The organism is Streptomyces botrytidirepellens, assembly GCF_003721215.1.
Taxonomy (GTDB): Bacteria; Actinomycetota; Actinomycetes; order Streptomycetales; family Streptomycetaceae; genus Streptomyces; species Streptomyces himastatinicus.
Genome location: NZ_RIBZ01000331.1, coordinates 17,580 through 29,869, shown reverse-complemented (window position 1 = coordinate 29,869; position 12,290 = coordinate 17,580). Strand labels below are relative to the sequence as shown.

14 protein-coding genes and 1 tRNA gene are annotated in these 12,290 nt (G+C 69.8%); 5 read left to right on the top strand and 10 right to left on the bottom strand.

Annotated features, from left to right (window positions below):
* Positions 1 to 5: 5 nt before the first annotated feature.
* The 4 genes from EEJ42_RS30190 to EEJ42_RS30175 all read right to left on the bottom strand — a co-directional run bounded on the left by EEJ42_RS30190 (position 6) and on the right by EEJ42_RS30175 (position 3,500).
* On the bottom strand, positions 6 to 758 hold the full coding sequence (locus EEJ42_RS30190) for a DUF1707 SHOCT-like domain-containing protein (RefSeq protein WP_184503341.1): 753 nt from the start codon (positions 756 to 758) through the stop codon (positions 6 to 8).
* An 81-nt stretch (positions 759 to 839) separates the two neighbouring features.
* Positions 840 to 1,862: an ABC transporter ATP-binding protein gene (locus EEJ42_RS30185; protein ID WP_123104937.1), complete on the bottom strand. Its 1,023-nt coding sequence runs from the start codon at positions 1,860 to 1,862 to the stop codon at positions 840 to 842.
* Positions 1,863 to 1,876: 14 nt separating this feature from the next.
* Positions 1,877 to 2,641, bottom strand: coding sequence for an ABC transporter permease (locus EEJ42_RS30180; RefSeq protein WP_246097492.1), 765 nt, complete (start codon positions 2,639 to 2,641; stop codon positions 1,877 to 1,879).
* 58 nt (positions 2,642 to 2,699) lie between these two features.
* Positions 2,700 to 3,500 carry an ABC transporter permease gene (locus EEJ42_RS30175; RefSeq protein WP_123104935.1) on the bottom strand — a complete coding sequence of 267 codons (801 nt, stop codon included), beginning with the start codon at positions 3,498 to 3,500 and terminating at the stop codon, positions 2,700 to 2,702.
* Between the two features lie 280 nt (positions 3,501 to 3,780).
* Between EEJ42_RS30175 and EEJ42_RS30170 the strand changes: the two genes are divergently transcribed.
* Positions 3,781 to 6,072, top strand: a complete 2,292-nt coding sequence (locus EEJ42_RS30170) for a transglycosylase domain-containing protein (RefSeq protein ID WP_123104933.1) — start codon at positions 3,781 to 3,783, stop codon at positions 6,070 to 6,072.
* A gap of 63 nt (positions 6,073 to 6,135) precedes the next feature.
* On the opposite strand, the gene EEJ42_RS30165 is transcribed toward EEJ42_RS30170, so the two are convergent.
* Positions 6,136 to 6,477: a GroES family chaperonin gene (locus EEJ42_RS30165; RefSeq protein ID WP_123104969.1), complete on the bottom strand. Its 342-nt coding sequence runs from the start codon at positions 6,475 to 6,477 to the stop codon at positions 6,136 to 6,138.
* Between the two features lie 100 nt (positions 6,478 to 6,577).
* Positions 6,578 to 6,934, bottom strand: a complete 357-nt coding sequence (locus tag EEJ42_RS30160; RefSeq protein WP_123104931.1) for a DUF3618 domain-containing protein — start codon at positions 6,932 to 6,934, stop codon at positions 6,578 to 6,580.
* A 167-nt stretch (positions 6,935 to 7,101) separates the two neighbouring features.
* Between EEJ42_RS30160 and bcp the strand changes: the two genes are divergently transcribed.
* From bcp to EEJ42_RS30145, 3 genes are all read left to right on the top strand, one after another.
* Positions 7,102 to 7,569 (top strand): thioredoxin-dependent thiol peroxidase, encoded by a 468-nt coding sequence (gene bcp, locus EEJ42_RS30155; RefSeq protein ID WP_123104929.1) that lies wholly within the window; start codon positions 7,102 to 7,104, stop codon positions 7,567 to 7,569.
* Between the two features lie 215 nt (positions 7,570 to 7,784).
* Positions 7,785 to 8,381, top strand: coding sequence for an HNH endonuclease signature motif containing protein (locus tag EEJ42_RS30150; protein ID WP_246097488.1), 597 nt, complete (start codon positions 7,785 to 7,787; stop codon positions 8,379 to 8,381).
* A 12-nt stretch (positions 8,382 to 8,393) separates the two neighbouring features.
* Positions 8,394 to 8,468: transfer RNA gene (locus EEJ42_RS30145), tRNA-Leu, on the top strand.
* Between the two features lie 46 nt (positions 8,469 to 8,514).
* On the opposite strand, the gene rdgB is transcribed toward EEJ42_RS30145, so the two are convergent.
* The 4 genes from rdgB to EEJ42_RS30125 all read right to left on the bottom strand — a co-directional run bounded on the left by rdgB (position 8,515) and on the right by EEJ42_RS30125 (position 10,791).
* Complete coding sequence (gene rdgB / locus EEJ42_RS30140) at positions 8,515 to 9,156, bottom strand: RdgB/HAM1 family non-canonical purine NTP pyrophosphatase (RefSeq protein WP_123104925.1); 642 nt, start codon at positions 9,154 to 9,156, stop codon at positions 8,515 to 8,517.
* Positions 9,157 to 9,184: 28 nt separating this feature from the next.
* A complete protein-coding gene (locus EEJ42_RS30135) occupies positions 9,185 to 9,589 on the bottom strand; it encodes a hypothetical protein (RefSeq protein ID WP_123104923.1) in 405 nt (134 codons plus the stop codon).
* A 64-nt stretch (positions 9,590 to 9,653) separates the two neighbouring features.
* On the bottom strand, positions 9,654 to 10,379 hold the full coding sequence (gene rph, locus EEJ42_RS30130; RefSeq protein WP_063735200.1) for a ribonuclease PH: 726 nt from the start codon (positions 10,377 to 10,379) through the stop codon (positions 9,654 to 9,656).
* A 118-nt stretch (positions 10,380 to 10,497) separates the two neighbouring features.
* Positions 10,498 to 10,791, bottom strand: a complete 294-nt coding sequence (locus EEJ42_RS30125) for a PTS sugar transporter subunit IIB (RefSeq protein ID WP_078510412.1) — start codon at positions 10,789 to 10,791, stop codon at positions 10,498 to 10,500.
* A 196-nt stretch (positions 10,792 to 10,987) separates the two neighbouring features.
* Here EEJ42_RS30125 and EEJ42_RS30120 point away from each other — a divergent pair, with 196 nt between their 5' ends.
* Positions 10,988 to 12,223: a PTS transporter subunit EIIC gene (locus EEJ42_RS30120; RefSeq protein ID WP_123104921.1), complete on the top strand. Its 1,236-nt coding sequence runs from the start codon at positions 10,988 to 10,990 to the stop codon at positions 12,221 to 12,223.
* The last annotated feature ends 67 nt before the right edge of the window (positions 12,224 to 12,290 follow it).

Genomic DNA, 12,290 nt, shown 5'->3' with positions numbered 1-12,290 from the left:
GGCTCCTAGTGGCCGAGGTCGTGCCTGCGGGCGCGGCGCTCGGCCTGTCGCTCGGCGTGCCGCTCCTCCAGCTCCGCACGGCGCGCTCGGCGCTCGGCGCGCAGTTCCTCCCTGCGCGCCTCCTTCTCCCGGCGGCGCTCCGCCTTGAGCCGCTTCTGCTCCTCCTTGCGGAGCTTGCGCTCGACGCTGACCCCGCCGAACATCGCCAGGCCCGTGACGGTCACCCGCGGGCCTGTGGGGTCGCCGTCGGCCGACCCCCGGTGGTCGAAGCCGCCCATGATGCCGATGCCGCTGACATGCGTCTCCAGGTCCGGCGGCACGATGACCTCTATTCCGCCCATGAACGCGAAGCAACGGATCACGATCTCGCGGCCCTCGAAGCGGGCCTCCCGCAGATCGATCTCGCCGCCGCCCATGAGGGCGAAGGCGGTGAAGGAGCGCGGCGCGGTCCAGGTGCCCTTGCGCTGGAAGCCGCCCATGACCGCGACGGCCATCTTCGACGTCGGGGCGCCGCCGATCCGCGCGTCCCAGCCGTCCCGGGCGGCGAGGCCGGTGGCGTCCGCGGGCCGCGGTTCGACAGCGGGCGCGGCGCCGGGCACCGGGAGGTCCCGGACCAGCGGCTCCAGTTGGGCGTGGGTGCGCGCCTTGTAGGCCGCGTCCAGCCGCTCCTCGAACTCCTCCATGTCCAGGCGGCCTTCGGCGACGGCGTCCCGCAGCACCTCGGCGATGCGCTCGCGCTCGGCGTCGGATGCGCGCATCTCGGAGGCACGCACCGGGGACCCGCCCGGACGGTCGGGGGCCGCTCCCTGGGGAGATCCCTCAATTGTCATACGGACAGACTAATGCGGACCGACCGACCTGACCGCCCCACGCGCCGCGCCCGCTTCCGGCTCGCTCCCGGGGAACAGCATGCGGGCGATCACGTCCTCGATCTCCGGTTCCCGCACCGACAGGTCCACCAGCGGATATCCATCGGCGACCGCCGCGACGAGGGGTGCCGCGCTGGCCGCGGCCGGGAACGCCAGCCACTGCCGCGGCCCCTCGACCCGCACGGTCCGCGCACCGGGCACCTCGATCGGCGGCAGCTCCCGCTCCAGGTCCACCACCAGGGTGCGTTCGCTGCCGCCCACCGCGTGCAGCCCGTCCAGCCCGCCGTCGTACACCAGACGGCCGTGGTCGATGACCATCACCCGCTTGCACAGCTGTTCGATATCGGTCAGATCGTGGGTGGTCAGCAGCACGGTGGTGCCCTGCTCCGCGTTCACCTCGCGCAGAAAGCCCCGCACCTTCGCCTTGCTGACCACGTCGAGCCCGATCGTCGGCTCGTCCAGATACAGCACCTCGGGGTCGTGCAGCAGGGCGGCCGCGATGTCGCCGCGCATCCGCTGGCCGAGGGAGAGCTGACGGACCGGCACGTCCAGCAGGGCGCCGAGGTCCAGAAGTTCGACACAGCGGTCGAGGTTCCGCCGGAAGCGGTCGTCGGGAATCCGGTACATCCGCCGCACCAGCGCGTACGAGTCGCGCAGCGGCAGATCCCACCACAGGGTGGTCCGCTGCCCGAAGACCACCCCGATGCGGCGCGCGAGCCGCGTCCGCTCCCGCGAGGGGTCGATCCCGGCGACACGCAGACGGCCACCGCTGGGCACCAGGATCCCGGTCAGCATCTTGATCGTGGTGGACTTCCCGGCGCCGTTCGGGCCGATGTAGCCGACCATCTCGCCGCGCGGCACCCGGAAGCTGATGCCGTCCACCGCGCGCACCTCGCGCCGCTCCCGGCGCAGCAGCCCGGCCCGGCGCCGCACCTCGAACACCTTCTCGATGCCGTCGAGTTCGATGAAGTCGTCTTCACTGAAGCTGTCCATCGTCGGCTCCCCTCTCAGCTCCCCGTGCTCTGATACGCCCGCAGCCCCGCCCGCCAGGCCAGCCCCGCGAGCGCCGCGCAGCCGCACGCGACCAGCGGCGCGGCGAAGCCGGTCCAGCCCGGCAGGCCCAGCGGGTTCGGGCGGCCCAGGACGTACAGCGCGGGCAGCCAGTTGACGAAGGCCAGCGGAATGACGAACGTGACGCCGCGCAGCAGCTCGTCGGCGAAGACCGTCGGCGGGTACTGGAGCATCGTCGTCCCGCCGTACGTGAACGAGTTCTGCACCTCGGAGGCGTCCTTGGCCCAGAACTGGAAGGCCCCGCCCAGCACGAACACCGCCCCGAAGATCACCGCCCCGCTCAGCAGCATCAGCGGCACCAGCAGCACCCGGTCGGCCGTCCAGCCGATGTCCAGCCGGGTCAGCGACCAGCCCAGCAGCAGCGCCCCCTGGATGATCCGGCCCAGCCTGCGCAGCGCGAAGCGGTCGGCGGCGACCTGGGCGAGGATCGGCACCGGCCGCACCAGCAGGGTGTCCAGCGTGCCGTCGCGCACGCGCCGCCCGACCCGCTCCATGCTGCCGAGCGCCAGATCGGCCAGGCCGAAGGCGGTGCCGGACGTCCCGTACAGGAAGGCGACCTCGGCGAGGGTGAAGCCGCCGAGCGTGTCGATGTGCGAGAACATCAGCGCGATCGCGACGAAGTCCAGCACGTTCACGGCGAAGTTCCCGAACGCCATGATCAGGAACGAGGTGCGGTACGCCATCGTGGAGCGCACCCACATGGCGACGATCAGCGCATAGGCGCGCAGCCCGTCGTACGCCCGGGAGCGGGCCGGCGGCTCAGCCACCCTGGACCACCACCTTCCGGGTCGCGACCGACTGGAGCGCCCGCCCGGCCGCGAACAGCACCGCCGCCCACCCCGCCTGAAAGGCCAGCGCCCCCGGCACCGCGGCCCCGTGACGGTGCCCCAGGAAGACGTCCGCGGGCACCTGGAGCATCGCCGCCCACGGCAGCGCCCCGGCGATCTCGCCGAGCCGCCCGGGGAACACGTTCAGCGGCAGCACCATCCCGGAGAAGAACATGCACAGCAGCCCGCTCATCAGGCTCAGCCCCGTCCCGTCCAGCAGCCAGAAGGCGGCCAGCGCGACCAGATAGCGCACCGCGAACCCCACGCACACCGCGAGCACCACCGACAGCAGGAACCACAGCCAGGTCAACGGGGAGCCGGGCAGGGTGAGTTCGAACGCCACCGCCCCGCACACCATGGGCACGATGCCGCGCCCCACCAGCTGGAAGGCGGCCCGGCCGAGATCCGAGGCCAGCCACCACAGCTGGAGGTCGACCGGGCGGTAGAGGTCGACGGCGATGTCCCCGGACCGGATCCGCCCCTGGAGCTCGTCCTGGAAGCCGCCGCCGAACAGCGCCACGGTCGCCAGCAGCGCCTGGCCGAGCCAGACGAAGGTCAGGGCCTGGGAGAGGTCGTAGCCGCCGAGATGCGGCCGTTCGTCCCACAGCGCGGCGTACGTGTACGCAACGATGAAGCCGAAAACGGTGTTGGTGAACACCCCGGCCACGGTGGCCACCCGGTACGTCGCGTAGCGTTTGAAGCCGCTCAGCGCGACGGCCGCGTAGAGCCGCATCAGCCTGTCTCCCCCTCCCCCGTCCACACGGCACCCAAAGGCACCAAAGCTTGGGAGCTTAGTTCGCGGGCAGGTGACACAGCCAGACATTTTTCACCGGATGGTGTGAGGGGAATCACCCGATCGGCCGGTCACAGACCAGTCACGGGTGCGTGCCACGTCCCTGGCCCGGAACGGATGATGCGACAGTGTTTTATGGGGCGTACGACGCGAATCGCCCGACCGTGCACGATTCCGCCGCGGCGCAACCCTCGACGGCGGCCGAGGAGTCTCAGGAGACATGAGCGACGAGCCCCAACTGATCGACGGCAGCGCGGCCGGCGTGGGCGACCCGAGCAGCCGCAACGGCTCCGGCAACGGCGGCACCGCGGGCAGAAAGGGCCGCCCCCGGCGCACCGGCTGGCGACGGCTGCTCCCCACCTGGCGGATGGTGCTCGGTAGCTCGCTGCTGTTCCTCCTGCTCGTCGCGGGCGCCCTGGTCACCGGCTATCTGCTCGTCGACATCCCCCCGGCCAACAAGGCGGCCATCGCCCAGAGCAATGTCTTCCTGTACTCCGACGGCTCCCCGCTCGCCCGCGAGGGCAAGGTCAACCGGGAGAACGTGCAGCTCAGCCAGGTGCCCAAGCGGACCCAGCACGCGGTGCTCGCCGCCGAGGACCGCGACTTCTACACCGAGTCCGCGATCAACCCCGAGGCGATGGTCCGGGCCGCCTGGAACACCGCCACCGGCAAGGGCAAGCAGTCCGGCTCCACGATCACCCAGCAATATGTGAAGAACTACTACCTGGACCAGGAACAGACGGTCACCCGCAAGGGCAAGGAGTTCTTCATCGCGATCAAGCTGGATCGCGAGGTGAGCAAGGACAAGATCCTCGAGGGCTACCTCAACACCAGCTACTTCGGCCGCAACGCCTACGGCATCCAGGCCGCCGCCCAGGCGTACTACGGCAAGAACATCGACGAGCTGAACACCGCCCAGAGCGCCTACCTGGCCACCCTGCTCAACGCCCCCAGCGCGTACGACATCATCGCCCACCCGCAGAACAAGCCGCGGGCCGAGGCGCGCTGGAACTACGTCCTCGACGGCATGGTCAAGAAGCACTGGCTCAGCCGCGCCGAGCGCAACAAGATGACCTTCCCGGACCCCACCGAGGCCAAGGCCCCCTCCGGCATGTCCGGACAGCGCGGCTACCTGGTCGAAGCGGTCGAGGACTACCTCACCAGCAACGGCATCATCGACGAGCAGACCCTGGCCCGCGGCGGCTACCGGATCACCACCACGATCGACAAGAGCAAGCAGGACGCGTTCACGAAGGCCGTCCGCGACCGGCTGATGAGCAAGCTCAGCGACGACCGCAAGGTCGACCGCTACGTCCGGGCGGGCGGCGCCTCGATCGATCCCAAGACCGGGAAGGTCGTCGCCCTCTACGGCGGCATCGACTACACCAAGCAGTTCGTCAACAACGCGACCCGCCGTGACTACCAAGTGGGATCCACTTTCAAGCCATTCGTCTTCACCTCGGCGGTGGCCAACGAAGCCACCACCCAGGACGGCCAGACGATCACCCCGGACACCCTCTACAACGGCGACAACAAGCGCGAAGTGATCGGGCCGGACGGCCCCACCGGCTACGCGCCCGCCAACGAGGACGACGTCGACTACGGCGACATCGACGTCACCACCGCCACCGACAACTCGGTGAACTCGGTGTACGCGCAGATGGCCGAGGACGTCGGCCCCGCCAAGGTCAAGCAGACCGCCGTCGACCTCGGCATCCCCAAGAGCACCCCCGACCTCCACGCCTCCCCCTCCATCGCGCTCGGCCCCGCCACCGCCAGCGTCCTCGACATGACCGAGGCCTACGCGACCCTCGCCAATCACGGCCGCCACGGGCAGTACAGCCTGGTCGCGGAGGTCACCAAGGACGGGGCGCAGGTCACGCTGCCCGACCGGGAGGAGCGGCAGGCCATCCCCCGGACCGCCGCGGACACCACCACCTCGATACTCCAGAGCGTGGTCGACGGCGGCACCGGCACCGCCGCCCAGGGCGCCGAGCGCCCGGCCGCCGGGAAGACCGGCACCGCCGAGGAGGACAAGGCGGCCTGGTTCGCGGGCTACACCCCGGACCTGGCGACCGTCGTGGCCGTCATGGGCCAGGACTCGAACACCGGCATCCAGAAGCCGCTGTACGGGGCCACCGGGCTGGACCGGATCAACGGCGGCGGCTACCCCGCCGAGATCTGGGCGGACTACGTCTCCGGGGCGCTGGACGGGAAGCCCCCGGCCGACTTCGACCTGAAGCTCGAGGACGGCATCGACACCCCCGATCTGCCGCCGGCCCCCACCCAGGCCCCGACCTCCGCCCCGCAGATCCCCACCACACCGCCCAGCACGGAGCCCACGACCCCGACCCAGCCGCCCACGCTCCCGACGTACGACCCGCCGACCGAGCCCACCGTCGAGCCCCCGGAGACCCCGCCCACGGACTTCCCGACCGGCCCGCCGACCGACGGCGGCCCGGGCGGGCCCGGTGACCCGGGCGGGGACATCGGAGGCCCGGAGGGCGGCTGAGCCCCGGCACACGACAGAGGGTGGTGACGAAAACCGACACCACCCTCTTCTTTACGTCTACCCCTACAGATACAGCCCCGTGGAGTCCTCCGCGCCCTCCAGCCGCTCGGCGGCGACGGCGTGCAGATCGCGCTCGCGCATCAGGACGTAGGCGACCCCGCGGACCTCCACCTCGGCCCGGTCCTCCGGGTCGTAGAGCACCCGGTCGCCCGGCTCCACGGTCCGCACGTTCTGCCCGACCGCGACCACCTCGGCCCAGGCCAGCCGCTTGCCGACCGCCGCGGTCGCGGGGATGACGATACCGCCGGTGGACCGGCGCTCACCCTCCGGAATGTCGGTACGGACCAGCACACGGTCGTGCAGCATCCGAATGGGCAGTTTGTCATGGGACGTGTTCGCACTCACGGTCATGACCGTACCCGCCCGAACGGCCTATCGGCGCCACAGGGCGGCAGGAAAGCCCTAGAACCCCTTACGGCCGCCCTCACCGACGCGCTTACCGCCCTTACCGGCGCCGCTTGCAGCCCTTGCGGCCGCCACTACGGCCACCGCCGCGCGCCGACGATACCGTCAGCAGCCCGACCAGCCCCACCACGACGAGCGCGACCGGCACGATCCGCTCCATCCGCGGCGTCCCGTCCTCGGTGACCAGCTGGCCGCGCACGTTGGTGACCACCCGGTTCGCGGACACATACGCCCGCCCCGCCGTCCGGTCCACGGCCGACGCCGCCTTCGCCTTGGCATCACCCATGATCGTCTTCGGATGCACCCGCACCCCGATCTCGTCGAGCGTCACGGCGAGCTCCTGTCGCCGCCGGGCGATGTCCGCCTCGATCTGCGCAGGGGTCCTGGCATCCGACACCGCGCTGCCTCCGTCGTCGTCTCGATCAGTCCCGATGATTCGTGATGGACAGTCTGTCAGCTTCCCCCCTCCCCCGCCCCACGGCACCCCCGGCGAAGATGCTGGCTAATGTCGTCACGTCACGCCTGCCGTTACGGAACACCCGAAGCCACGAGGAGCACCCGACCATGAGCGAGCGACTTCAGCCCGGCGACACCGCCCCCGCCTTCACCCTCCCCGACGCGGACGGCAAGCAGGTCTCGCTCGCCGACCACGCGGGCCGCAAGGTCATCGTCTACTTCTACCCCGCCGCCCTCACCCCCGGCTGCACCAAGCAGGCCTGCGACTTCACCGACCAGCTCGATTTCCTCACCGGCCACGGCTACGACGTCATCGGCATCTCCCCCGACAAGCCGGAGAAGCTCGCCAAGTTCCGCGACCAGGAATCCCTCAAGGTCACCCTCCTCGCCGACCCCACCAAGGAGACCCTGGAGGCCTACGGCGCCTTCGGCGAGAAGAAGCTCTACGGCAAGACGGTCACCGGCGTCATCCGCTCCACCGTCATCGTCGACGAACAGGGCAAGGTCGAGCGCGCCCTCTACAACGTCAAGGCCACCGGCCACGTAGCCAAGATCGTCAAGGACCTGGGCCTCTGACCCCAGTCCCTCCCCGCGAGGTCCCGCACCACTGGGTGCGGGACCTCTCACGTTGTTGTGCGTGACCGCTGAGCGGGTGGTTCGTTACTCAGTGCGATGGTGCGACATGTGGTCGCAGGGAGCCGCTTCCTCCGCGCAAGCCTTTCGCGTACACGAGGGAGCTTCTGGAAGAGGCCGCCACCCGGACACAAGGCATTCGGGAGATGCTCGACTACATGGGCGTCCCTCCGTACGACAGCGCCTACGCCCACCTCCAGAGGAAGCTGGCGCAGTTCGGCATCGACACTTCGCACTTCACCCGCCGTCACGGCCAAGCGCCCATTCCGCGCGACGATCTGCTCAAGGCCGTCACCGAGTCGCGCAGTCTGGCGGGCGTGCTGCGCGCCCTGGGCCGCCCCAACGGAGGGGCAGGCCGCGCCTTCGTCCGGCGTAGCATCCATGAGTACGGCATCTCCACGGCCCACTTCGTCGGGCAAGGTCATCAGCGCGGCCAGCGGTCACCCCGCCGCAAGTCCGCCGCCGACATCCTTCAGCGAGGTGAGCCCGGCTCTCCCCGGCAGAAGACCGCCTTGCTCCGGCGCGCGCTCGACGAGACCGGAGTACCCCGGGTCTGTGCCGCCTGCGGTATAGGTGACGCGTGGCAGGGTCGACGGCTCGTCCTGGAGATCGACCACATCAATGGCGACCGGCTGGACAATCGGATCGGGAATCTGCGGTATCTCTGTCCTTCCTGTCACAGTCAGACGGAAGCGTTCTCGGTGCGGGGCCGACGACCGTCCGCCACTTGGCGTCAGGGATTCGACACGCAGTAGAGTTGCGCCCGCGGGCCCGTACCCCAGCTGGCTAGAGGGCGCCGGTTTAGGTCCGGTGTGTCGTGGGTTCGAATCCCACCGGGCCCATCGCGGAAGGCGCGGCACCAGTCTTGGTGCCGCGCCTTCGTGTCGTTCACCCCAGCAGTTCGCGCACCACCGGGGCCATCGCGCGGAAGGCCTGGCCGCGGTGGCTGATGGCGTTCTTTTCGTCGGGGGTGAGTTCGGCGCAGGTGCGGGTGTCGCCGTGGGGCTGGAGGATCGGGTCGTAGCCGAAACCGCCGCCGCCGGTGGGTTCGTGGCGGAGGGTGCCGGTGAGGCGGCCGGAGACGACGCGTTCGGTGCCGTCGGGGAGGGCGAGGGCCGCGGCGCATTCGAAGTGGGCGGTGCGGTGCTCGTCGGGGACGTCGCGGAGCTGGGCGAGCAGCAGGTCGAGGTTGGCGCGGTCGTCGCCGTGGCGGCCGGACCAGCGGGCCGAGAAGATGCCGGGGGCGCCGCCGAGGACGTCGACGCAGAGCCCCGAGTCGTCGGCGATGGCCGGGTGGCCGGTGGCCTGCGCCAGGGCGTGGGCCTTGAGGAGGGCGTTCTCGGCGAAGGAGACGCCGGTCTCCTTGACGTCCGGGAGCTCCGGATAGGCGTCGGCGCCGACGAGTTCGACGTCGAGCCCGGCCTCGCCCAGGATCGAGCGCAGCTCGGTGATCTTGTACGCGTTGCGGGTGGCCAGGATCAGGCGGCGGGGGTGTGCGCTGTCCGGCCCTGCGGTGTGCTGTGGCTGCATAGCTGTCGATTAGATCAGGGCGTACGGATCAAGGTGTGCAGACCTTGGTCAGTTCACCGGTGGCGTCCTTCACCGGGGTCAGGTCGGGGTGCTTGCCGCTGTCGACGGAGGTCCGGACGTTGTCCATGGCCTTCCGGAGGTCGTCCAGGGCCTTGCTGACGTCCGTGTTGTCGGTGCGGTCGCCGACCTTGTCGATGTCCTTGTCGAGGGCGTCGAGGATCTTGTCGGCGTCGGCGGGATTGACGGCGGCGCCGGTGACGGCGTCCTGGAGGGTGTCCACGTCGTTGGATATCTCGACCGCGAGGCGGCCGCAGTCGAGGGCCTTGTCCACGGCGTCGCAGCCGACGGTGAGGGGCGCCAGGAAGGCAACGGCGGCGAGCGTGGTGACGGCGGCGAATCGGTGGCGGTCGCGGCGGGTCTGGTGCGGCGTCATGGACGGTCCCCTCCTCTGGGATCGGACGCGGGCGCGTGCGGGAACGCACGCGCCCGTCATCTGACTAAACGCCAAGCGCCGCCCGCTGGTTGCCCGCCAGCTCGACACAGCCTCCGACGGCGAGGTCGAGCAGGCTGTTCAGCTCCTCGCGGGCGAAGGGCTCGCCCTCCGCGGTGCCCTGGACCTCGACGAAGCGGCCGTCGCCGGTACAGACGACGTTCATGTCGGTTTCGGCGCGTACGTCTTCCTCGTAGCACAGGTCGAGCAGCGGGACGCCGCCGACGATGCCGACGCTGACGGCCGAGACGGTGCCGGTGAGCGGCTGCCGACCCGCCTTGATCAGCTTCTTGCCCTGGGCCCAGGTGATGGCGTCGGCGAGGGCCACGTAGGCGCCGGTGATGGCGGCGGTGCGGGTGCCGCCGTCGGCCTGGAGGACGTCGCAGTCGAGGACGACGGTGTTCTCGCCGAGCGCCTTGTAGTCGATGACGGCGCGCAGCGAGCGGCCGATGAGGCGGGAGATCTCGTGGGTGCGGCCGCCGATCTTGCCGCGGACGGACTCGCGGTCGCCGCGGGTGTTGGTGGCGCGCGGCAGCATCGCGTACTCGGCGGTGACCCAGCCCTCGCCACTGCCCTTGCGCCAGCGCGGAACGCCCTCGGTGACGCTCGCGGTGCACAGGACGCGGGTGTCGCCGAAGGAGACGAGGACGGAGCCCTCGGCGTGCTTGCTCCATCCGCGTTCGATGGTCACGGGGCGGAGCTGGTCGGGCGTACGGCCGTCGATACGAGACATGGGATGAGCCTATCGGCAACACCGGGGGCCCCGGTCCGGTGAGGAGCGGGGCCGGGCGGCTTCAGGCCGGGGTCGTCAGCCGGTTCGCCTGAGAAGCGTGCTCACATGAGAAGCGTGTTCACATGAGGTCTTCGATCTCGGCGGCGATGGGGTCCGCGTCGGTGCCGATGACGACCTGGATCGCGCTGCCCATCTTCACCACGCCATGGGCGCCGGTGGCCTTCAGGGCGGCCTCGTCGACCAGGGAGGGGTCCTTGACCTCGGTGCGGAGACGGGTGATGCAGCCCTCGACCTCGACGATGTTGTCGATGCCGCCGAGCCCCGCGACGATCTTCTCAGCCTTGCTGGCCATGTCCACTCCCTGTTGTCCTGAGCTGTCCTGTGTTGTCCTGTTGTCTCGGCCCTTCGGGATACCGGGTGAACGGCCTTCCTACGGTAACCACGCGGGCCCGGCAGCGCAGGATCGTCAGTGGTTCAGACCACATCGGAACGAGAGATTCCTTTATCCGATCCTCACGTGCTACAACAGGTCTACACCACATGTGGTGTAGACCATATCGCGGGCCGTCCCCTGTTTCCCGAGCGCCCGCCTCACCAGGAGGAATCCGATGAGTACGGCCACCGCCTCGGCGGCGCCCGCCCAGAAGCGGGGCGCCGGTCTGATCAAGGGTATGCAGAAGATCGGACGCAGTCTCCAGCTGCCCGTCGCCGCCCTGCCCGCCGCGGGCATCCTGAGCCGACTGGGCCAGGACGACGTCTTCGGCAAGGCGGGGCTCGGCTGGAACAAACTCGCGGAGATCTTCGCCCACGCGGGCGGCGCGCTCTTCGACAACCTGGCCCTGCTGTTCTGCCTCGGCGTCGCGATCGGCTTCGCGAAGAAGTCGGACGGCACGACGGCGTTCGCGGCCCTGGTCGGCTTCCTCGTCTACAAGAACGTGCTGACCGGCTTCGTCAGCGACGTCACCGGCAAGCCGCAGGACCCGGGCGTGCTCGGCGGCATCGTGGTCGGCATAACCGCCGCGGTGCTGTGGGAGAAGTACCACCGCACCCGGCTGCCGGACTGGCTGGGCTTCTTCAGCGGGCGCCGCTTCATCCCGATCCTGATGTCCTTCGCGGGCGTGCTGTACGGCGTCGTCTTCGGCTTCCTGTGGGGGCCGATCGGTGACGGACTCAACAGCTTCTCCGAGTGGCTTTCGGCCAATGGTGCGATCGGTTCCGGCATCTTCGGCGTCGTGAACCGCCTGCTGATCCCCGTCGGCATGCACATGCTGCTGAACTCGTTCGCCTGGTTCCAGTTCGGCGACTTCTCCTCCGGCGGCCAGACCTGGCACGGCGACATCGCGCGCTACTTCCACGACGACCCGTCGGCCGGAATGTTCATGACCGGCTTCTTCCCGATCATGATGTTCGCCCTCCCCGCGGCCGGTCTCGCGATCGCGCACTGCGCGCGCCCGGAGCGCCGCAAGGCCGTGATGGGCATGATGATCTCGGTCTCGCTGACCGCCTTCGTGACCGGTGTGACGGAGCCGATCGAGTTCTCGTTCATGTTCATCGCGCCGGTGCTGTACGGGATCCACGCCGTGCTGACGGGTGTGTCCATGGCGCTGACCTGGGCGCTCGGGATTCGCAGCGGCTTCACGTTCTCCGGCGGCCTCTTCGACTACCTGCTGGGGTGGTCGCACAGCGAGCAGGCCTGGATGATCATCCCGATCGGGTTGGCGTTCGCCGTCCTGTACTACGTGGTGTTCCGCTTCGTGATCACGAAGTTCAACATCCCGACCCCGGGACGCGAACCGGAGGACTCCCTCGACGACGCGGCCGCGACGAGCGCCGCGAAGAAGTAGGGCACACGGAAGTAGGGCACACGACGCGACGGGCCGGATCTGCTCCAGCAGATCCGGCCCGTTTTCG

Coding starts and splice junctions, on each gene's coding strand:
- EEJ42_RS30190 (WP_184503341.1), bottom strand. CDS start 758: ATGCGCGCATCCGACGCCGAGCGCGAGCGCATCGCCGAGGTGCTGCGG.
- EEJ42_RS30185 (WP_123104937.1), bottom strand. CDS start 1,862: ATGGACAGCTTCAGTGAAGACGACTTCATCGAACTCGACGGCATCGAG.
- EEJ42_RS30180 (WP_246097492.1), bottom strand. CDS start 2,641: ATGTGGGTGCGCTCCACGATGGCGTACCGCACCTCGTTCCTGATCATG.
- EEJ42_RS30175 (WP_123104935.1), bottom strand. CDS start 3,500: ATGCGGCTCTACGCGGCCGTCGCGCTGAGCGGCTTCAAACGCTACGCG.
- EEJ42_RS30170 (WP_123104933.1), top strand. CDS start 3,781: ATGAGCGACGAGCCCCAACTGATCGACGGCAGCGCGGCCGGCGTGGGC.
- bcp (WP_123104929.1), top strand. CDS start 7,102: ATGAGCGAGCGACTTCAGCCCGGCGACACCGCCCCCGCCTTCACCCTC.
- EEJ42_RS30150 (WP_246097488.1), top strand. CDS start 7,785: ATGGGCGTCCCTCCGTACGACAGCGCCTACGCCCACCTCCAGAGGAAG.
- rdgB (WP_123104925.1), bottom strand. CDS start 9,156: ATGCAGCCACAGCACACCGCAGGGCCGGACAGCGCACACCCCCGCCGC.
- EEJ42_RS30135 (WP_123104923.1), bottom strand. CDS start 9,589: ATGACGCCGCACCAGACCCGCCGCGACCGCCACCGATTCGCCGCCGTC.
- rph (WP_063735200.1), bottom strand. CDS start 10,379: ATGTCTCGTATCGACGGCCGTACGCCCGACCAGCTCCGCCCCGTGACC.
- EEJ42_RS30120 (WP_123104921.1), top strand. CDS start 10,988: ATGAGTACGGCCACCGCCTCGGCGGCGCCCGCCCAGAAGCGGGGCGCC.